19 protein-coding genes are annotated in these 19,166 nt (G+C 53.8%); 18 read left to right on the forward strand and 1 reads right to left on the reverse strand.

Features of this window, described 5'->3' with window-relative positions:
- Positions 1–98 precede the first annotated feature (98 nt).
- The 17 genes from rsmG to phoU all read left to right on the forward strand — a co-directional run bounded on the left by rsmG (position 99) and on the right by phoU (position 16,836).
- Positions 99–722 carry a 16S rRNA (guanine(527)-N(7))-methyltransferase RsmG gene (rsmG, locus tag NWV12_RS21935; RefSeq protein ID WP_048981394.1) on the forward strand — a complete coding sequence of 208 codons (624 nt, stop codon included), beginning with the start codon at positions 99–101 and terminating at the stop codon, positions 720–722.
- A 616-nt stretch (positions 723–1,338) separates the two neighbouring features.
- Complete coding sequence (gene atpI, locus NWV12_RS21940) at positions 1,339–1,719, forward strand: F0F1 ATP synthase subunit I (protein WP_008500194.1); 381 nt, start codon at positions 1,339–1,341, stop codon at positions 1,717–1,719.
- Positions 1,720–1,727: 8 nt separating this feature from the next.
- On the forward strand, positions 1,728–2,543 hold the full coding sequence (atpB, locus tag NWV12_RS21945; RefSeq protein ID WP_023309789.1) for a F0F1 ATP synthase subunit A: 816 nt from the start codon (positions 1,728–1,730) through the stop codon (positions 2,541–2,543).
- Positions 2,544–2,592: 49 nt separating this feature from the next.
- Positions 2,593–2,832: a F0F1 ATP synthase subunit C gene (atpE, locus tag NWV12_RS21950; protein ID WP_000429386.1), complete on the forward strand. Its 240-nt coding sequence runs from the start codon at positions 2,593–2,595 to the stop codon at positions 2,830–2,832.
- 48 nt (positions 2,833–2,880) lie between these two features.
- Entirely contained in the window at positions 2,881–3,351 is a 471-nt protein-coding gene (gene atpF / locus NWV12_RS21955; protein WP_014072436.1) for a F0F1 ATP synthase subunit B, read from the forward strand.
- Positions 3,352–3,365: 14 nt separating this feature from the next.
- Complete coding sequence (gene atpH, locus NWV12_RS21960; RefSeq protein ID WP_023309790.1) at positions 3,366–3,899, forward strand: F0F1 ATP synthase subunit delta; 534 nt, start codon at positions 3,366–3,368, stop codon at positions 3,897–3,899.
- A 12-nt stretch (positions 3,900–3,911) separates the two neighbouring features.
- The gene (gene atpA, locus NWV12_RS21965) at positions 3,912–5,453 is read left to right on the forward strand and encodes a F0F1 ATP synthase subunit alpha (protein ID WP_006808751.1); all 1,542 of its coding nucleotides are present in this window, start codon (positions 3,912–3,914) and stop codon (positions 5,451–5,453) included.
- Positions 5,454–5,504: 51 nt separating this feature from the next.
- Positions 5,505–6,368 carry a F0F1 ATP synthase subunit gamma gene (gene atpG, locus NWV12_RS21970; RefSeq protein WP_048981395.1) on the forward strand — a complete coding sequence of 288 codons (864 nt, stop codon included), beginning with the start codon at positions 5,505–5,507 and terminating at the stop codon, positions 6,366–6,368.
- Between the two features lie 31 nt (positions 6,369–6,399).
- Positions 6,400–7,782, forward strand: a complete 1,383-nt coding sequence (gene atpD / locus NWV12_RS21975) for a F0F1 ATP synthase subunit beta (RefSeq protein ID WP_006177559.1) — start codon at positions 6,400–6,402, stop codon at positions 7,780–7,782.
- Positions 7,783–7,802: 20 nt separating this feature from the next.
- Positions 7,803–8,222 (forward strand): F0F1 ATP synthase subunit epsilon, encoded by a 420-nt coding sequence (locus NWV12_RS21980; RefSeq protein ID WP_006177560.1) that lies wholly within the window; start codon positions 7,803–7,805, stop codon positions 8,220–8,222.
- A gap of 138 nt (positions 8,223–8,360) precedes the next feature.
- Positions 8,361–9,731 carry a bifunctional UDP-N-acetylglucosamine diphosphorylase/glucosamine-1-phosphate N-acetyltransferase GlmU gene (gene glmU, locus NWV12_RS21985; RefSeq protein ID WP_048981396.1) on the forward strand — a complete coding sequence of 457 codons (1,371 nt, stop codon included), beginning with the start codon at positions 8,361–8,363 and terminating at the stop codon, positions 9,729–9,731.
- A 362-nt stretch (positions 9,732–10,093) separates the two neighbouring features.
- Positions 10,094–11,923 (forward strand): glutamine--fructose-6-phosphate transaminase (isomerizing), encoded by a 1,830-nt coding sequence (gene glmS, locus NWV12_RS21990; RefSeq protein ID WP_048981397.1) that lies wholly within the window; start codon positions 10,094–10,096, stop codon positions 11,921–11,923.
- Between the two features lie 321 nt (positions 11,924–12,244).
- On the forward strand, positions 12,245–13,285 hold the full coding sequence (gene pstS / locus NWV12_RS21995) for a phosphate ABC transporter substrate-binding protein PstS (protein ID WP_008500186.1): 1,041 nt from the start codon (positions 12,245–12,247) through the stop codon (positions 13,283–13,285).
- A 128-nt stretch (positions 13,286–13,413) separates the two neighbouring features.
- Positions 13,414–14,373, forward strand: coding sequence for a phosphate ABC transporter permease PstC (pstC, locus tag NWV12_RS22000; RefSeq protein ID WP_024907883.1), 960 nt, complete (start codon positions 13,414–13,416; stop codon positions 14,371–14,373).
- Entirely contained in the window at positions 14,373–15,263 is an 891-nt protein-coding gene (gene pstA / locus NWV12_RS22005) for a phosphate ABC transporter permease PstA (protein ID WP_023309794.1), read from the forward strand. Before pstC ends, pstA begins: the two co-directional genes overlap by 1 nt.
- 47 nt (positions 15,264–15,310) lie before the next feature.
- The gene (gene pstB / locus NWV12_RS22010; RefSeq protein WP_010426574.1) at positions 15,311–16,084 is read left to right on the forward strand and encodes a phosphate ABC transporter ATP-binding protein PstB; all 774 of its coding nucleotides are present in this window, start codon (positions 15,311–15,313) and stop codon (positions 16,082–16,084) included.
- Positions 16,085–16,110: 26 nt separating this feature from the next.
- Complete coding sequence (gene phoU, locus NWV12_RS22015; RefSeq protein WP_008500182.1) at positions 16,111–16,836, forward strand: phosphate signaling complex protein PhoU; 726 nt, start codon at positions 16,111–16,113, stop codon at positions 16,834–16,836.
- Positions 16,837–16,929: 93 nt separating this feature from the next.
- On the opposite strand, the gene yieH is transcribed toward phoU, so the two are convergent.
- On the reverse strand, positions 16,930–17,595 hold the full coding sequence (gene yieH / locus NWV12_RS22020) for a 6-phosphogluconate phosphatase (protein WP_045888256.1): 666 nt from the start codon (positions 17,593–17,595) through the stop codon (positions 16,930–16,932).
- Positions 17,596–17,759: 164 nt separating this feature from the next.
- Between yieH and adeP the strand changes: the two genes are divergently transcribed.
- Positions 17,760–19,097, forward strand: coding sequence for an adenine permease AdeP (gene adeP, locus NWV12_RS22025; protein ID WP_023309797.1), 1,338 nt, complete (start codon positions 17,760–17,762; stop codon positions 19,095–19,097).
- The last annotated feature ends 69 nt before the right edge of the window (positions 19,098–19,166 follow it).

The raw sequence follows: 19,166 nt of genomic DNA on the forward strand, positions 1-19,166 counted from the left end.
CATTGCCCGGTGGCGCTGCGCTTACCGGGCCAGATGAACCCGTAGGGCGGGTAAGCGAAGCGCCACCCGCCATCTAAGTTTTCCAACAGGTATTCACCGTGCTCAACAAACTCTCTCGTCTGCTGGATCAGGCAGGTATTTCGCTCACCGATCACCAGAAAAATCAGCTGGTGGCCTATGTCGATATGCTGAACAAATGGAACAAAGCGTACAACCTGACCTCAGTACGTGACCCCAACGAGATGCTGGTACGCCATATTCTCGATAGCATCGTGGTTGCCCCGTGGCTGAAAGGTGAGCGTTTTATCGACGTGGGTACGGGACCAGGTTTACCGGGCGTTCCGCTGTCGATTGTTCGCCCTGAGAGTCATTTCACGCTGCTGGACAGCCTTGGCAAGCGCGTGCGCTTTTTACGTCAGGTACAGCATGAGCTGAAGCTTGAGAACATCACTCCCGTGCAGAGCAGGGTAGAGGAGTTCCCGGCAGAGCCGCCGTTTGACGGGGTTATCAGCCGCGCGTTTGCTTCACTCAATGACATGGTGAGCTGGTGCAAGCACTTGCCTGCAGAGAACGGCCGCTTTTATGCGCTGAAAGGGCATTTGCCAGGCGATGAGATTGAACAGCTTCCGGACGGTTTTGCTGTTGAATCCATCGAAAAATTACACATTCCTCAGCTCGATGGGGAGCGTCATCTGGTGATAATTAAGCCAAACAATTTTTAAAAAATTAATAAAAAATGTGGAATTTGTGCTGTTCTTCGCATGTTAAAAAACAGCACAAATACAGAGGATTTACCGGCGGGCTTTTAACCTCTTTTTCACTAAGGTTTTTCTTATGGTTAACCTGGTGACTTTTATTCACCGAGAAGATAGTCATCTGTGAAAATATAAGTCTGCTAAAAGTGGAAGGCAGTAACCAGAACGCAATGTTAATTATTTATTAAGAATGTCAATAAAACGTTTTTATTGTGTACTGGGCTGTTTTGAAAATAGTTACGACATTTTGCGTTTAATTTCATAAAGATAAATTTGCGCGATTTGCGCCTTTGATAAATACAACCTTATCGCAAATGTGTGTTTTGTGATCTCGTGCACGCTTTATCGCCAACGTTTTCGCGCTGTTTGCAGTTTTGGTCGAAGGTTGACGCTTTCAGCGAAAGTTAAAAAATAGCGGTGGGGAAAAATATTTAAACATTTATTCACCTTTTCGCTACTTAATGTTTGAAATCACGGGTGCGCACCGTATAATTTGACCGCTTTTTGATGCTTGACTCTGAGCCTTAAAGGACGTTTTATACGACACGCGGCATACCTCGAAGGGAGCAGGAGTAAAAACGTGATGTCTGTGTCGCTCTTGAGTAGAAACGTTGCTCGTAAGCTTCTGTTCATTCAGTTTCTGGCTGTGATAGCAAGTGGACTGCTGTTTAGCCTCAAAGACCCCTTCTGGGGCATCTCCGCCGTGTGCGGGGGTTTGGCGGTTGTGCTGCCAAACGTGTTGTTTATGATTTTTGCCTGGCGTCATCAGGCGCATACACCCGCCAAAGGCCGCGTGGCCTGGTCCTTCGCCCTCGGCGAAGTGTGTAAGGTGTTGCTGACCTTTGCTCTACTGGTGATGGCGCTGGCGGTTTTGAAAGTGGTCTTCATGCCGCTGATAGCTACGTGGGTTTTGGTGCTGGTGGTACAAGTTCTGGCTCCAGCTGTAATCAATAACAAAGGGTAAAAGGCATCATGGCTTCAGAAAATATGACGCCGCAGGATTACATAGGTCACCATCTGAATAACCTTCAGCTGGACCTGCGTACATTCTCGCTGGTGGATCCACATAACCCCCCGGCCACCTTCTGGACGATCAACATCGACTCCATGTTCTTCTCGGTGGTTTTGGGTCTTCTGTTCCTGGCCATGTTCCGCGGTGTTGCTAAACGAGCGACCAGCGGTGTACCAGGGAAATTCCAGACATTCATTGAAATGATCATCGGCTTCGTCCATGGCAGCGTCAAAGACATGTACCATGGTAAGAGCAAGCTGATTGCTCCGCTGGCCCTGACCGTGTTCGTTTGGGTCTTCCTGATGAACCTGATGGATCTGCTGCCAATCGATCTGCTGCCGTTTATCGGCGAGCACATCTTCGGCCTGCCAGCGCTGCGTGTTGTACCGTCTGCGGACGTGAACATCACCCTGTCGATGGCGCTGGGCGTATTTATCCTGATTCTTTTCTACAGCATCAAAATGAAAGGCGTAAGCGGCTTTGTGAAAGAGCTTACCTTGCAGCCGTTCAACCACTGGGCGTTTATTCCGGTCAACCTGATCCTGGAAGGCGTTAGCCTGCTGTCCAAACCTGTTTCTCTGGGTCTGCGACTGTTCGGCAACATGTATGCGGGTGAGCTGATTTTCATTCTGATCGCGGGTCTTCTGCCGTGGTGGTCACAGTGGATTCTGAATGTGCCATGGGCCATTTTCCACATCCTGATCATTACGCTGCAAGCCTTTATCTTCATGGTTCTGACGATCGTCTATCTGTCGATGGCGTCTGAAGAGCACTGATTTTTTACCAACACTACTACGTTTTAATTGAAACAAACTGGAGACTGTCATGGAAAACCTGAATATGGATCTGCTGTACATGGCTGCCGCTGTGATGATGGGTCTGGCGGCTATCGGTGCTGCGATCGGTATCGGCATCCTCGGGGGCAAATTCCTGGAAGGCGCAGCGCGTCAACCTGATCTGATTCCTCTGCTGCGTACTCAGTTCTTTATCGTTATGGGTCTGGTGGATGCTATCCCAATGATCGCTGTAGGTCTGGGTCTGTACGTGATGTTTGCTGTCGCGTAGTAGTAGTTTTAAAACCCTAAGCCACAGAAATTAAAGAGGTATTGTGCTGTGAACATGAACGCAACAATCCTCGGCCAGGCCATCGCGTTTATTCTCTTTGTCTGGTTCTGCATGAAGTATGTATGGCCGCCTTTAATGGCTGCCATCGAAAAACGTCAGAAAGAAATTGCTGACGGTCTGGCTTCCGCAGAACGCGCTAAGAAAGATTTGGACCTTGCACAGGCCAACGCGACAGACCAGCTGAAAAAAGCGAAAGCTGAAGCTCAGGTAATCATTGAACAGGCTAACAAACGCCGTTCTCAGATCCTGGACGAAGCCAAAGCTGAAGCAGAACAGGAACGTACTAAGATCGTGACACAGGCTCAGGCAGAAATTGATGCTGAGCGTAAACGTGCTCGTGAAGAACTGCGTAAGCAGGTTGCGATTCTGGCTGTTGCTGGCGCCGAGAAGATCATCGAACGTTCCGTGGATGAAGCTGCTAACAGCGACATCGTGGACAAACTTGTCGCTGAACTGTAAGGAGGGAGGGGCTGATGTCTGAATTTGTTACGGTAGCTCGCCCCTACGCCAAAGCAGCTTTTGACTTTGCTGTCGAACACCAAAATGTCGATCGCTGGCAGGATATGCTGGCGTTTGCCGCTGAGGTGACGAAAAACGAACAAATGGCTGAGTTGCTTTCCGGTGCGTTAGCACCTGAAACTCTCGCCGCGTCGTTTATCGCCGTGTGCGGAGAGCAACTGGATGCCAACGGCCAGAACCTGATTAAGGTGATGGCAGAAAATGGTCGTCTCCGTGTGCTCCCGGATGTTCTCGAGCAGTTTGAGCACTTACGTGCCCTTAGTGAAGCAACCGCTGAAGTCGAAGTGACTTCTGCGACTGAACTGAGTAATGAACAGCTTGCGAAAATCACCGCCGCGATGGAAAAACGTCTGTCACGCAAAGTTAAGCTGAATTGCAAAATCGATAAGTCTGTAATGGCAGGCGTAATCATCCGTTCGGGTGATATGGTCATTGATGGCAGCGTACGCGGCCGTCTTGAACGCCTTGCAGACGTCTTGCAGTCTTAAGGGGACTGGAGCATGCAACTGAATTCCACCGAAATCAGCGAACTGATCAAGCAGCGCATTGCTCAGTTCAGTGTTGTGAGTGAAGCTCACAACGAAGGTACTATTGTTTCTGTAAGTGACGGTGTTATCCGCATCCACGGCCTGGCCGATTGTATGCAGGGTGAGATGATTTCCCTGCCGGGTAACCGTTACGCTATCGCACTGAACCTGGAGCGCGACTCCGTAGGTGCAGTTGTGATGGGTCCATACGCTGACCTCGCCGAAGGCATGAAGGTTAAGTGTACTGGCCGTATTCTGGAAGTGCCGGTTGGCCGTGGCCTGCTGGGTCGCGTTGTTAACACCCTGGGTGCGCCAATCGACGGTAAAGGTCCGGTTGAGCACGATGGCTTCTCCCCAATCGAAGTTATCGCACCAGGCGTTATCGATCGTCAGTCCGTAGATCAGCCTGTTCAGACAGGTTATAAGTCCGTTGATGCCATGATCCCAATCGGTCGTGGTCAGCGTGAACTGATCATCGGTGACCGTCAGACCGGTAAAACCGCGATGGCTATCGACGCCATCATCAACCAGCGTGACTCCGGCATCAAATGTGTGTACGTGGCTATCGGCCAGAAAGCGTCCACCATTTCCAACGTGGTTCGTAAACTGGAAGAGCACGGCGCACTGTCTAACACCATCGTTGTGGTAGCAACTGCGTCTGAATCTGCTGCACTGCAATACCTGGCGCCATATGCCGGTTGCGCAATGGGCGAATACTTCCGTGACCGCGGTGAAGATGCGCTGATCGTATACGATGACCTGTCTAAACAGGCTGTTGCTTATCGTCAGGTTTCCCTGCTGCTCCGTCGTCCACCTGGACGTGAAGCGTTCCCAGGCGACGTATTCTACCTCCACTCTCGTCTGCTGGAGCGTGCTTCCCGCGTTAACGCGGAATACGTCGAGAACTTCACCAAAGGTGAAGTGAAGGGTAAAACGGGCTCTCTGACCGCTCTGCCGATCATTGAAACCCAGGCGGGTGACGTTTCTGCGTTCGTTCCGACTAACGTAATCTCCATTACCGATGGTCAGATCTTCCTGGAAACCAACCTGTTTAACTCCGGTATTCGTCCGGCGGTTAACCCGGGTATCTCCGTATCCCGTGTTGGTGGTGCTGCTCAGACCAAGATCATCAAGAAACTGTCCGGTGGTATCCGTACCGCGCTGGCACAGTATCGTGAACTGGCTGCGTTCTCTCAGTTCGCATCCGATCTGGACGAAGCAACCCGTAAACAGCTGAGCCACGGTCAGAAAGTGACCGAGCTGCTGAAGCAGAAACAGTACGCACCAATGTCTGTTGCTCAGCAGGGCCTGGTACTGTTCGCGGCTGAACGCGGTTACCTCGAAGATGTGGAACTGGCGAAAATCGGTAGCTTCGAAGCCGCTCTGCTGGCTTACGTCGACCGTGATCACGCTCCGCTGATGCAAGAGATCAACCAGACCGGTGGCTATAACGACGAAATCGAAGGCAAGCTGAAAGCTATCCTCGATTCCTTCAAAGCAACCCAATCCTGGTAATCGTCCGGCGGCTTGTCTCAGGACAAGCCGCCTGGCATTGAGGAGAAGCTCATGGCCGGCGCAAAAGAGATACGTAGTAAGATCGCAAGCGTCCAGAACACGCAAAAGATCACTAAAGCGATGGAGATGGTCGCCGCTTCCAAAATGCGTAAATCGCAGGATCGCATGGCGGCCAGCCGTCCTTATGCAGAAACCATGCGCAAAGTGATTGGTCACCTTGCGAACGGTAATCTGGAATATAAGCACCCTTACCTGGAAGAACGCGACGTTAAGCGCGTGGGCTACCTGGTGGTGTCGACCGACCGTGGTCTGTGTGGCGGCTTGAACATTAACCTGTTCAAAAAACTGCTGGCGGATATGAAAGCATGGTCTGGAAAAGGCGTTCAGTGCGATATCGCAATGATCGGCTCTAAAGGCGTCTCTTTCTTTAACTCCGTTGGTGGCAACATTGTCGCTCAGGTGACCGGTATGGGTGATAACCCGTCCCTGTCCGAACTGATCGGCCCGGTTAAAGTGATGTTGCAGGCCTATGATGAAGGCCGTCTGGACAGACTGTACGTTGTCAGCAACAAATTCATTAACACCATGTCTCAGGTTCCAACGCTCACTCAGATGCTGCCGTTACCGGCATCAGAAGATGACGAGCTGAAGCAAAAAGCCTGGGATTACCTGTATGAACCCGATCCGAAACCGCTGCTGGATACCCTGCTGCGTCGTTACGTTGAATCTCAGGTTTATCAGGGCGTTGTAGAAAACCTGGCCAGCGAGCAGGCCGCACGAATGGTGGCGATGAAAGCCGCGACCGATAATGGCGGCAGCCTGATTAAAGAGCTGCAGTTGGTTTACAACAAAGCTCGTCAGGCCAGCATTACTCAGGAACTCACCGAGATCGTCTCGGGGGCCGCCGCGGTTTAACCAGGTTTACGAATTACGTAGAGGATTCAAGATGGCTACTGGAAAGATTGTCCAGGTAATCGGCGCCGTGGTGGACGTCGAGTTCCCTCAGGACGCCGTACCACGCGTGTACGACGCGCTTGAGGTACAGAATGGTAACGAGAGCCTGGTGCTGGAAGTTCAGCAGCAGCTCGGCGGCGGTATCGTGCGTACCATCGCGATGGGTTCTTCCGACGGTCTGCGTCGTGGTCTGGAAGTAAAAGACCTTGAGCACCCGATTGAAGTCCCGGTAGGTAAAGCAACACTGGGTCGTATCATGAACGTATTGGGTCAGCCAATCGACATGAAAGGCGACATCGGTGAAGAAGAGCGTTGGGCTATCCACCGCGCGGCACCTTCCTACGAAGAGCTGTCCAGCTCTCAGGAACTGCTGGAAACCGGTATCAAAGTTATCGACCTGATGTGTCCGTTCGCGAAGGGCGGTAAAGTCGGTCTGTTCGGTGGTGCGGGTGTTGGTAAAACCGTAAACATGATGGAGCTGATCCGTAACATCGCGATCGAGCACTCCGGTTATTCCGTGTTTGCGGGCGTAGGTGAACGTACTCGTGAGGGTAACGACTTCTACCACGAAATGACCGACTCCAACGTTCTGGACAAAGTATCCCTGGTTTACGGCCAGATGAACGAGCCACCTGGAAACCGTCTGCGCGTTGCGCTGACCGGTCTGACGATGGCTGAGAAGTTCCGTGATGAAGGCCGTGACGTTCTGCTGTTCGTTGATAACATCTACCGTTACACCCTGGCCGGTACGGAAGTATCTGCACTGCTGGGTCGTATGCCTTCAGCGGTAGGTTATCAGCCTACGCTGGCGGAAGAGATGGGTGTTCTTCAGGAACGTATCACCTCTACCAAAACCGGTTCTATCACCTCCGTTCAGGCGGTATACGTACCTGCGGATGACTTGACTGACCCATCTCCAGCAACCACCTTTGCGCACTTAGATGCAACCGTGGTACTGAGCCGTCAGATCGCGTCTCTGGGTATCTACCCGGCCGTTGACCCGCTGGACTCCACCAGCCGTCAGCTGGATCCACTGGTTGTTGGTCAGGAACACTACGACACCGCGCGTGGCGTACAGTCCCTGCTGCAGCGTTACCAGGAACTGAAAGACATCATCGCCATCCTGGGTATGGATGAACTGTCTGAAGAAGACAAACTGGTGGTAGCACGTGCGCGTAAGATCCAGCGCTTCCTGTCCCAGCCGTTCTTCGTTGCGGAAGTATTCACCGGTTCTCCGGGTAAATACGTTTCCCTGAAAGACACCATCCGTGGCTTTAAAGGCATCATGGAAGGCGAATACGATCACCTGCCGGAGCAGGCGTTCTACATGGTTGGTTCCATCGACGAAGCCGTGGAAAAAGCCAAAAAACTTTAACGCCTTAATCGGAGGGTGATATGGCAATGACTTACCACCTGGACGTCGTCAGCGCAGAGCAACAAATGTTCTCTGGTCTGGTCGAGAAAATCCAGGTAACGGGTAGTGAAGGTGAACTGGGTATTTTCCCGGGTCACGCACCGCTGCTCACCGCCATTAAGCCTGGTATGATCCGCATCGTTAAACAGTTCGGTCACGAAGAGTTTATCTATCTCTCCGGCGGCATTCTTGAAGTGCAGCCTGGCAGTGTGACCGTTCTGGCCGATACCGCTATCCGTGGACAGGATCTCGACGAAGCGCGAGCCCTGGAATCGAAGCGTAAGGCTGAAGAGCACATTAGCAGCTCTCATGGTGACGTGGATTACGCTCAGGCGTCTGCGGAGCTGGCCAAAGCGATCGCGAAACTGCGCGTTATCGAGTTGACCAAAAAAGCGATGTAACACCGGCTTGAAAAGCACAAAAGCCAGTCTGGATACCAGGCTGGCTTTTTTTTTCGGCCTTAATTCATGATGAAAAAGATGTAGAATTTTAAGCATCAAACGTTTTTACTTCACACTCAAACTACCGTCAGGATGCGTATGTCAAACAGTGCGATGAGCGTGGTGATCCTTGCCGCTGGCAAAGGGACCCGCATGTATTCCGATCTGCCTAAGGTGCTCCACACGCTTGCAGGAAAGCCAATGGTGCAGCATGTCATTGATGCAGCGAACGAACTGGGTGCCGGTCAGGTCCACCTGGTCTACGGCCACGGCGGCGATCTGCTTAAAAAGACGCTGAGCGATGACAAGCTCAACTGGGTGCTTCAGGCCGAACAGCTGGGCACAGGCCATGCGATGCAGCAGGCTGCGCCTTTCTTTGCGGATGACGAAGACATTTTGATGCTCTACGGCGATGTCCCGCTGATCTCCGTTGAAACCCTGACTCGCCTTCGTGAAGCCAAACCGCAGGGCGGTATCGGTTTGTTGACCGTCGTGCTGGACGATCCAAGCGGTTATGGCCGCATCACCCGTGAAAACGGCAACGTCACGGGTATTGTTGAGCATAAAGATGCCAGCGACGAACAGCGCCAGATTCAGGAGACCAACACCGGTATTCTGATTGCCAATGGCGCGGACATGAAGCGCTGGCTGTCTCAGCTCAACAACAACAACGTGCAGGGTGAATTCTACATCACCGACATCATTGCGATGGCGTACCAGGAAGGACGTGAGATTGCGGCGGTTCATCCGGCGCGCATCAGCGAAACCGAAGGGGTGAATAACCGTCTTCAGCTTTCCCGCCTGGAGCGCGTTTATCAGTCCGAGCAGGCCGAAAAACTGCTGCTGGCGGGCGTGATGCTGCGCGATCCGGCGCGTTTCGATCTGCGTGGTTCGTTATCTCATGGTCGTGACGTTGAAATTGATACGAACGTTATCCTCGAAGGTCACGTCACGCTGGGCAATCGCGTCAAAATTGGCGCCGGCTGCGTGATTAAAAACAGCGTCATCGGCGACGACTGCGAAATCAGCCCGTACAGCGTGGTAGAAGATGCTCGTCTGGATGCGGCCTGTACCATCGGCCCGTTTGCGCGTCTGCGCCCGGGCGCTGAGCTGCTGGAAGGCGCTCACGTGGGTAACTTCGTGGAAATGAAAAAAGCGCGTCTGGGTAAAGGCTCGAAAGCCGGTCATCTGACCTATCTGGGCGACGCGGAAATTGGCAATAACGTGAATATTGGTGCAGGGACTATTACCTGTAACTATGACGGTGCGAATAAGTTTAAAACCATCATCGGTGACGACGTGTTCGTTGGCTCCGATACGCAGCTGGTGGCGCCTGTTACCGTGGGTAACGGGGTGACTATCGCCGCCGGAACAACCGTTACGCGCGATGTGGCCGAGAACGAGCTGGTGTTAAGCCGCGTGCCGCAGGTCAGCAAGCAGGGCTGGAAACGCCCGGTGAAGAAAAAGTAACGGATTTACCCCTCACCCTAACCCTCTCCCCACAGGGGAGAGGGGATCGTTCGGTGCGGTGTTTTTCTCCCTCGCCCCTTTGGGGAGAGGGCCGGGGTGAGGGGATAATATAATCCTCCCCCCACAAGCAGTACCCATAAAAATAACCCCACTCTCTACAAGGCTCGGGGTGCCCGGAAAGGGCGTTACCCAAAGGATTTCGCGTTGTGGCAAGGCGGCAAGCGTATGAGTCCATGGGAGCTTACTTAAGTAAGTGACCGTGGCGAGTACGAGAAGCCAACGCAGCCGCAGCGTGAAAGACGCAGGGAAAATACAGGTCAGCGACAACGCAGGCATAATGCCTAAATTCGGAATCTAAAATTATGTGTGGAATTGTTGGCGCAGTTGCGCAGCGTGATATTGCTGAAATCCTTCTCGAAGGTTTACGTCGTCTGGAATACCGTGGTTACGACTCAGCCGGTCTGGCTGTCGTCGATGCAGAAGGCCATATGACCCGTCTGCGTCGTCTCGGTAAAGTGCAGATGCTGGCCCAGGCCGCGGAAGAACATCCGCTGCACGGTGGTACCGGTATTGCGCACACCCGCTGGGCGACGCACGGCGAACCGTCTGAAGGTAACGCGCACCCGCATGTGTCTGAACACATCGTGGTCGTGCACAACGGCATTATCGAAAACCACGAACCGCTGCGCGAAGAACTGAAAGCGCGCGGCTACACCTTCGTCTCTGAAACTGACACCGAAGTGATTGCTCACCTGGTGCACTGGGAGCTGGAGCAGGGCGGTACACTGCGTGATGCGGTGCTGCGTGCTATCCCTCAGCTGCGCGGTGCGTACGGTACGGTGATCATGGATTCCCGCGATCCGTCCACATTGCTGGCCGCGCGTTCCGGTAGCCCGATGGTTATCGGTCTGGGCATGGGCGAAAACTTCATCGCTTCTGACCAGCTGGCGCTCCTGCCGGTCACCCGTCGCTTTATCTTCCTCGAAGAGGGTGATATCGCGGAAGTGACCCGTCGCAGCGTGACCGTCTTCGATACCAAAGGCGAGCAGGTGAAACGTCAGGAGATCGAATCGAATCTGCAGTACGACGCGGGCGACAAAGGCGCTTACCGTCACTACATGCAGAAAGAGATTTACGAGCAGCCAAACGCCATCAAAAACACGCTGACCGGGCGTATCAGCCACGGTGAGGTTGACCTGAGCGAGCTGGGCGCAAACGCGAACGAACTGCTCGGCAAGGTCGAGCATATTCAGATCGTGGCCTGCGGCACCTCTTACAACTCCGGTATGGTTTCTCGCTACTGGTTTGAATCCCTGGCGGGCGTGCCGTGCGATGTGGAAATCGCGTCTGAATTCCGCTATCGCAAATCCGCGGTGCGTCGTAACAGCCTGATGATCACCCTTTCCCAGTCCGGCGAAACGGCGGATACGCTGGCAGCTCTGCGTCTGTCTAAAGAGCTGGGTTACCTGGGCTCTCTGGCCATCTGTAACGTTCCTGGCTCCTCGCTGGTGCGTGAATCCGATCTGGCGCTAATGACCAAAGCGGGCACAGAAATCGGTGTGGCCTCCACCAAAGCGTTTACCACTCAGCTGACCGTTCTGCTGATGCTGGTGGCGAAGCTGGCGCGTCTGAAAGGTGAAGATGCGTCCATTGAGCACGACATCGTTCACGGCCTGCAGGCGCTGCCGAGCCGTATTGAGCAGATGCTGTCTCAGGACAAACGCATTGAAGCGCTGGCGGAAGATTTCTCCGACAAACATCACGCCCTGTTCCTGGGTCGTGGCGATCAGTATCCGATTGCGCTGGAAGGCGCGCTGAAGCTGAAAGAGATCTCCTACATTCACGCTGAAGCCTATGCGGCTGGCGAGCTGAAGCACGGCCCGCTGGCGCTGATTGACGCGGATATGCCGGTCATCGTTGTGGCACCAAACAACGAACTGCTGGAAAAACTGAAGTCTAACATCGAAGAAGTGCGTGCCCGCGGCGGCGTTCTATACGTCTTCGCCGACAAAGATGCCGGTTTCGTCAGCAACGACAACATGCACATTATCGAGATGCCGCATGTGGAAGAGGTGATTGCACCAATCTTCTACACCGTTCCGCTGCAGCTGCTGGCTTATCACGTTGCGCTGATCAAAGGCACCGACGTTGACCAGCCGCGTAACCTGGCGAAATCGGTTACCGTAGAATAATCCCTTCAGGCTCCACCTTCGGGTGGAGCCTTTTTATCCTGCCCGGCTTGTTTTTAATCAATCCTTTCTCGTTTTTAATAATGACATTTTGTCATCTTCAGCTACTTTTTTCAGTGTCACATAAAGAAAACATTTCAGAAAACGTCTTGTCATAAAAGCGGCTAACGCGATGAAAAATAAGCTTTCTTTTGCTTGTTTTTAAGTGAAATTTACGTTGTCATAAAACTGTCATAATTCGTACATTTATCTGTCACCTGTTTGTCCTATTTTGCTCATCGTAGCCACTAAACAACGATTTACGAAAATCTTGCAGGAGACATTATGAAAGTTATGCGTACCACTGTCGCAACTGTTGTCGCCGCGACCTTATCTCTGAGCGCGTTCTCTGTATTTGCAGAAGCAAGCCTGACTGGCGCTGGTGCAACCTTCCCTGCGCCGGTGTATGCCAAATGGGCGGATACCTACCAGAAAGAAACCGGTAACAAGGTTAACTATCAGGGTATCGGCTCCTCCGGTGGCGTTAAACAAATTACCGCGAACACTGTTGATTTCGGCGCATCAGACGCTCCGCTGTCTGATGACAAGCTGGCTCAGGAAGGCCTGTTCCAGTTCCCTACCGTGATCGGCGGTGTGGTTCTGGCCATCAACCTGCCGGGCGTGAAGTCGGGTGAGCTGGTGCTGGATGGCAAAACGCTGGGTGACATCTACCTGGGCAAAATCAAAAAATGGGATGACGAAGCGATCGCTAAACTCAACCCAGGCCTGAAGCTGCCTTCTCAGAACATCGCCGTGGTTCGCCGCGCGGATGGTTCCGGTACCTCTTTCGTGTTCACCAGCTACCTGGCAAAAGTGAACGAAGAGTGGAAATCTAAAGTCGGCTCCGGCTCTACCGTTAACTGGCCAACCGGTCTGGGCGGTAAGGGTAACGACGGTATCGCCGCGTTCGTACAGCGTCTGCCTGGCTCAATTGGTTACGTAGAGTATGCGTACGCTAAGCAGAACAACCTGTCCTACACCAAACTGGTTTCAGCCGACGGCAAACCGGTTAGCCCGACCGAAGAGAACTTTGCTAACGCGGCGAAAGGCGCTGACTGGAGCAAATCCTTCGCGCAGGATCTGACTAACCAGAAAGGCGAAGGTGCGTGGCCAATCACCTCTACCACCTTCATTCTGGTTCACAAAGAGCAGAAGAAACCTGAGCAGGGCGCCGAAGTGCTGAAGTTCTTCGACTGGGCGTACAAAAACGGCGGCAAACAGGCTAACGCCCTGGATTACGCCACCCTGCCGGACAACGTGGTTGAGCAGATTCGCGCTGCATGGAAAACCAACGTGAAAGACAGCAGCGGTAAAGCGCTGTACTAACAGGATATATTTAACGAAGATGGCGGGTGGCGCTATGCTTACCCGCCCTACGGTTTAAGCTGTAGGCCCGGTAAGCGTCAGCGCCACCGGGCATATTCGTAAAAACGTCTCAAACAGAAGAGTAATTTATGGCTGCAACCAAGCCTGCATTTAACCCTCCGGGTAAAAAAGGTGACATGATTTTCAGCGCGCTGGTGAAACTGGCTGCGCTGATTGTGCTATTGCTGCTGGGCGGCATTATCGTGTCTCTGATTTTCTCCTCATGGCCGAGCATCCAGAAATTCGGTTTTTCCTTCCTGTGGACCAAAGAGTGGGACGCGCCGAACGACATCTACGGTGCCCTGGTGCCGATTTACGGCACGCTGATGACCTCGTTCATCGCCCTGCTGATTGCGGTTCCGGTGAGCTTTGGTATTGCCCTGTTCCTGACGGAGCTGGCACCGGGCTGGCTGCGACGCCCGCTGGGTATTGCCATCGAACTGCTGGCGGCTATTCCAAGTATCGTTTACGGCATGTGGGGTCTGTTCATCTTTGCTCCGCTGTTCGCCACGTATTTCCAGGAACCGGTCGGTAACGTGCTTTCCGCCATTCCGTTTGTGGGTGCCCTTTTCTCTGGCCCGGCTTTCGGTATCGGCATTCTGGCGGCAGGTGTGATCCTCGCCATCATGATTATTCCGTACATTGCGGCGGTTATGCGCGATGTCTTCGAACAAACGCCGGTGATGATGAAAGAGTCGGCCTACGGTATCGGTTGCACCACCTGGGAAGTTATCTGGCGCATTGTCCTTCCGTTCACCAAAAATGGGGTGATCGGGGGCGTGATGCTGGGTCTGGGTCGTGCGCTGGGTGAAACCATGGCGGTCACCTTTATCATCGGTAACACCTACCAGCTCGACAGCGCGTCGCTCTACATGCCGGGTAACAGTATTACCTCGGCGCTGGCGAATGAATTTGCGGAAGCGGAATCCGGGCTGCACGTGGCGGCGCTGATGGAGCTGGGTCTGATTCTGTTCGTTATCACCTTCATTGTTCTGGCGATTTCCAAGCTGATGATTATGCGCCTCGCTAAAAATGAGGGGGCACGCTAATGGCAACTCTCGAAATGCAAGCTACCGCTGAACTGGCGGAATCCCGCCGCAAAATGCAGGCCAGACGCCGCATGAAAAACCGTATTGCCCTGTCGCTCTCTATGGCGACAATGGCGTTCGGCCTGTTCTGGCTGGTCTGGATCCTCTTCTCGACGGTCGTTCGCGGGATTGACGGGATGTCACTGTCGCTGTTCACCGAAATGACGCCGCCGCCGAACACTGCGGGTGGTGGCCTGGCGAATGCCCTGGCGGGCAGCGGCTTGTTGATCCTCTGGGCGACGGTCTTCGGCACGCCGCTGGGCATCATGGCGGGTATCTACCTGGCTGAATACGGTCGTAAATCCTGGCTGGCGGAAGTCATTCGCTTCATCAACGACATTCTGCTGTCTGCACCTTCTATCGTCGTGGGTCTGTTTGTTTACACCGTGGTGGTGGCGCAGATGGAACACTTCTCGGGCTGGGCGGGTGTGATTGCCCTGGCGCTGCTGCAGGTGCCGATTGTTATTCGTACCACCGAGAACATGCTGAAACTGGTGCCGGACAGCCTGCGCGAAGCGGCTTATGCGCTGGGTACGCCGAAATGGAAGATGATCTCTGCAATTACGCTGAAGGCGTCTGTTTCCGGGATCATGACCGGTATCCTGCTGGCGGTTGCGCGTATCGCGGGTGAAACGGCGCCGCTGCTGTTTACGTCTCTCTCCAACCAGTTCTGGAGCACGGACATGATGCAGCCGATCGCCAACCTGCCGGTGACGATCTTTAAATTTGCGATGAGCCCATTCGCGGAATGGCAGCAGCTGGCCTGGGCCGGAGTGCTGATCATTACCCTTTGCGTACTGTTGCTGAACATTCTGGCGCGCGTCATTTTCGCGAAGAAGAAACACGGTTAATTTTTTACGGCGCGGCAGCTCGCGGCGCCGAATGAGGAAATGAGTCAATGAGTATGGTTGATACTGCCCCGGGTAAGATTCAGGTTCGTGATTTGAACTTCTACTACGGCAAATTCCATGCCCTGAAGAACATCAACCTGGATATCGCGAAGAACCAGGTCACGGCATTTATCGGTCCGTCCGGCTGTGGGAAATCCACGCTGCTGCGCACCTTTAACAAAATGTATTCGCTCTATCCGGAGCAGCGCGCTGAGGGTGAAATCATCCTGGACGGTGAAAACATTCTGACCCAGGCGCAGGATATCGCCCTGCTGCGCGCCAAAGTGGGGATGGTGTTCCAGAAACCAACGCCTTTCCCGATGTCGATTTATGACAACATCGCGTTTGGCGTGCGTCTGTTTGAAAAACTCTCCCGTGCCGATATGGACGAGCGCGTGCAGTGGGCTTTGACCAAGGCCGCATTATGGAACGAAACCAAAGATAAGTTGCACCAGAGCGGTTACTCTCTCTCCGGTGGTCAGCAGCAGCGTCTGTGCATTGCGCGCGGTATTGCTATTCGCCCGGAAGTGTTGCTGCTGGATGAGCCGTGTTCAGCGCTGGACCCGATCTCAACCGGCCGTATTGAAGAGCTGATCACCGAGCTGAAGCAGGATTACACCGTGGTTATCGTGACCCATAACATGCAGCAGGCTGCACGTTGTTCCGATCACACGGCGTTTATGTACCTGGGCGAGTTGATTGAGTTCAGCGATACGGACGCGCTGTTCACCAGGCCCGCGAAGAAACAAACCGAAGATTATATTACTGGCCGCTACGGTTGATTTGCCTTAGTGCATGTGGAGAAACCATGGACAACCTCAATCTTAATAAACACATTTCCGGCCAGTTCAACGCAGAGCTGGAAAGCATTCGCACCCAGGTAATGACCATGGGCGGCATGGTCGAGCAGCAGCTTTCTGATGCGATTACGGCAATGCACAACCAGGACAGCGAGCTGGCGAAGCGCGTTATTGAAGGCGACAAAAACGTCAACATGATGGAAGTCGCTATCGACGAGGCCTGCGTGCGCATTATCGCGAAACGCCAGCCGACGGCGAGCGATCTGCGTCTGGTAATGGCGATCATCAAAACCATCGCCGAGCTGGAGCGTATTGGTGACGTTGCGGATAAAATCTGCCGCACCGCGCTGGAGAAGTTCTCTCAACAGCACCAGCCGCTGCTGGTGAGCCTGGAGTCGCTGGGCCGCCACACCGTGCAGATGCTGCACGATGTGCTGGATGCTTTTGCGCGTATGGACCTGGACGAAGCGGTGCGTATCTACCGTGAAGACAAGAAGGTCGACCAGGAGTATGAAGGCATCGTGCGTCAGCTGATGACCTACATGATGGAAGATTCACGTACGATCCCAAGCGTACTGACCGCCCTGTTCTGCGCGCGCTCTATTGAGCGTATCGGCGACCGCTGCCAGAACATTTGCGAATACATCTTCTACTTCGTGAAAGGTCAGGACTTCCGTCACGTGGGCGGCGACGAGCTGGACAAGCTGCTGGCGGGTAAAGATCCGAAAGAGTGATTTTACCCTCACCCTAACCCTCTCCCACAGGGAGAGGGGACAATTCGGTTTTCTCCCTCTCCCCAGGGGAGAGGGTCGGGGTGAGGGGAAAACTCAGCGAGTAATATCCCACCCGCGCGCCTTCCACAGCGCTGGCAGCTGCGCCAGATCGGTAAAGGTCGTGACGTTGGGATGATCGATCGGCTTGTTGTGCGGGTCGGCGCAGAAGTAAAACACCTCCATCCCCGCATCAATCCCCGACTGCGCGCCCGCAGACGAGTCATCCACCAGAATACAGTTCTCTACGTTGACGTTCATCGCTTTTGCCGCATGGAACATCAGCGCCGGGTCTGGCTTCCAGCGCTGGATATCGTAGCCGCTGAACAGTTTTTCCGGGAAATGGTGCAACATCTCAAGCTTGCCCAGCGAGTGCTGCATTTTGCTGACCGGGCCGTTAGAAACGACGCAGACTGGCACCGTCATCGCATCCAGCAACGCGTTAGCCCCGGAGATAACCTCCAGCTCGGAGTCGAACAGTCGTGCGACCTCGGCGCGGTATACCGGTTCCAGATCCGCTTTCGCCAGATCCACGCCGTGTTCTTCGTTAATGATGTCGATGATCTCGTAGAGCTTCACGCCCTTAAAGCGTTTAAACACCTCTTCGAGTTCCAGCGTAATGCCAAATTCCTGGAACATGGTGACATATGCGCGGGAACAAATGACCTCACTGTCGACCAGCGTACCGTCGCAGTCGAAAAATACCGCTTCAATTCCGGACATGCCTTTCCCTTTTAACAAGTTTAACGTTTACGTACGGCAGTTCGCCGGCACGCAATCGTTGCCGTATAAGCAAAATCAATGAAAAAAGTATCACGTAACCGCCACTATTGTCGCATTTTGGTATAGGATAGCGACGAATTTTCCCTCCTTGTTCGGAATTGATGATGAGTCAACAACACACTACCCAGACATCTGGTCAGGGTCTGCTTGAGCGCGTTTTTAAACTGCGCGAGCACGGCACAACGGCACGCACCGAAGTGATCGCTGGTTTCACCACCTTCCTGACGATGGTCTATATCGTTTTTGTGAACCCTCAAATTCTGGGCGTTGCTGGCATGGATACCAGCGCCGTCTTCGTTACAACCTGTCTGATCGCGGCCCTTGGCAGCATCCTGATGGGTGTATTCGCTAACCTGCCGGTTGCGCTGGCACCGGCGATGGGCCTGAATGCGTTCTTCGCGTTCGTGGTTGTTCAGGCGATGGGGCTGCCGTGGCAGGTTGGCATGGGCGCCATCTTCTGGGGCGCGGTTGGCCTGCTGCTGCTGACCATTTTCCGCGTACGTTACTGGATGATTGCGAACATTCCCGTGAGCCTGCGCGTGGGCATCACCAGCGGTATCGGTCTGTTCATCGGTATGATGGGGCTGAAAAACGCCGGCGTTATCGTGGCGAACCCGGACACGCTGGTGAGCATCGGTCACCTGACCTCTCATAACGTGCTGCTGGGCGTGCTGGGCTTCTTTATCATCGCTATCCTGGCTTCCCGTAATATTCACGCGGCGGTGCTGGTGTCCATCGTGGTCACCACCCTGCTGGGCTGGATGCTGGGCGATGTTCACTATAACGGTATCGTCTCCGCGCCACCGAGCGTCTCTACCGTGATTGGTCACGTCGATCTGGCGGGTTCCCTGAACCTGGGCCTGGCGGGCGTGATTTTCTCCTTCATGCTGGTCAACCTGTTTGACTCCTCCGGCACGCTGATTGGCGTGACCGATAAAGCGGGCCTGGCGGATGAAAAAGGGAAATTCCCGCGCATGAAGCAGGCGCTGTTTGTGGACAGCGTCTCCTCTGTGACCGGTGCTTTTATCGGAACCTCGTCCGTTACCGCGTACATTGAATCGTCTTCCGGCGTGTCCGTGGGCGGCCGTACCGGCCTGACGGCGGTGGTTGTGGGTATTCTGTTCCTGCTGGTGATCTTCCTCTCTCCGCTGGCGGGTATGGTTCCTCCGTATGCGGCAGCCGGCGCGCTGATCTATGTGGGGGTGCTGATGACCTCCAGCCTGTCACGCGTGAAGTGGGATGATTTAACCGAAGCGGTGCCGGCGTTTATTACCGCCGTGATGATGCCGTTCAGCTTCTCGATTACCGAAGGTATCGCGCTGGGCTTTATCTCTTACTGCGTAATGAAGATCGGTACCGGCCGCTTCCGCGACCTCAGCCCTTGCGTCATCGTTGTGGCGCTGCTGTTTGTGCTGAAGATTGTGTTTATTGACGCCAAATAAACAGCAAGCCCTTTTCTTCGAAAAGGGCTTTAATGTTTGTTCCCTCTCCCTGTGGGAGAGGGCCAGGGT

This window comes from Enterobacter sp. Crenshaw, from assembly GCF_024734705.1.
GTDB classification, from domain to species: Bacteria; Pseudomonadota; Gammaproteobacteria; order Enterobacterales; family Enterobacteriaceae; genus Enterobacter; species Enterobacter asburiae_B.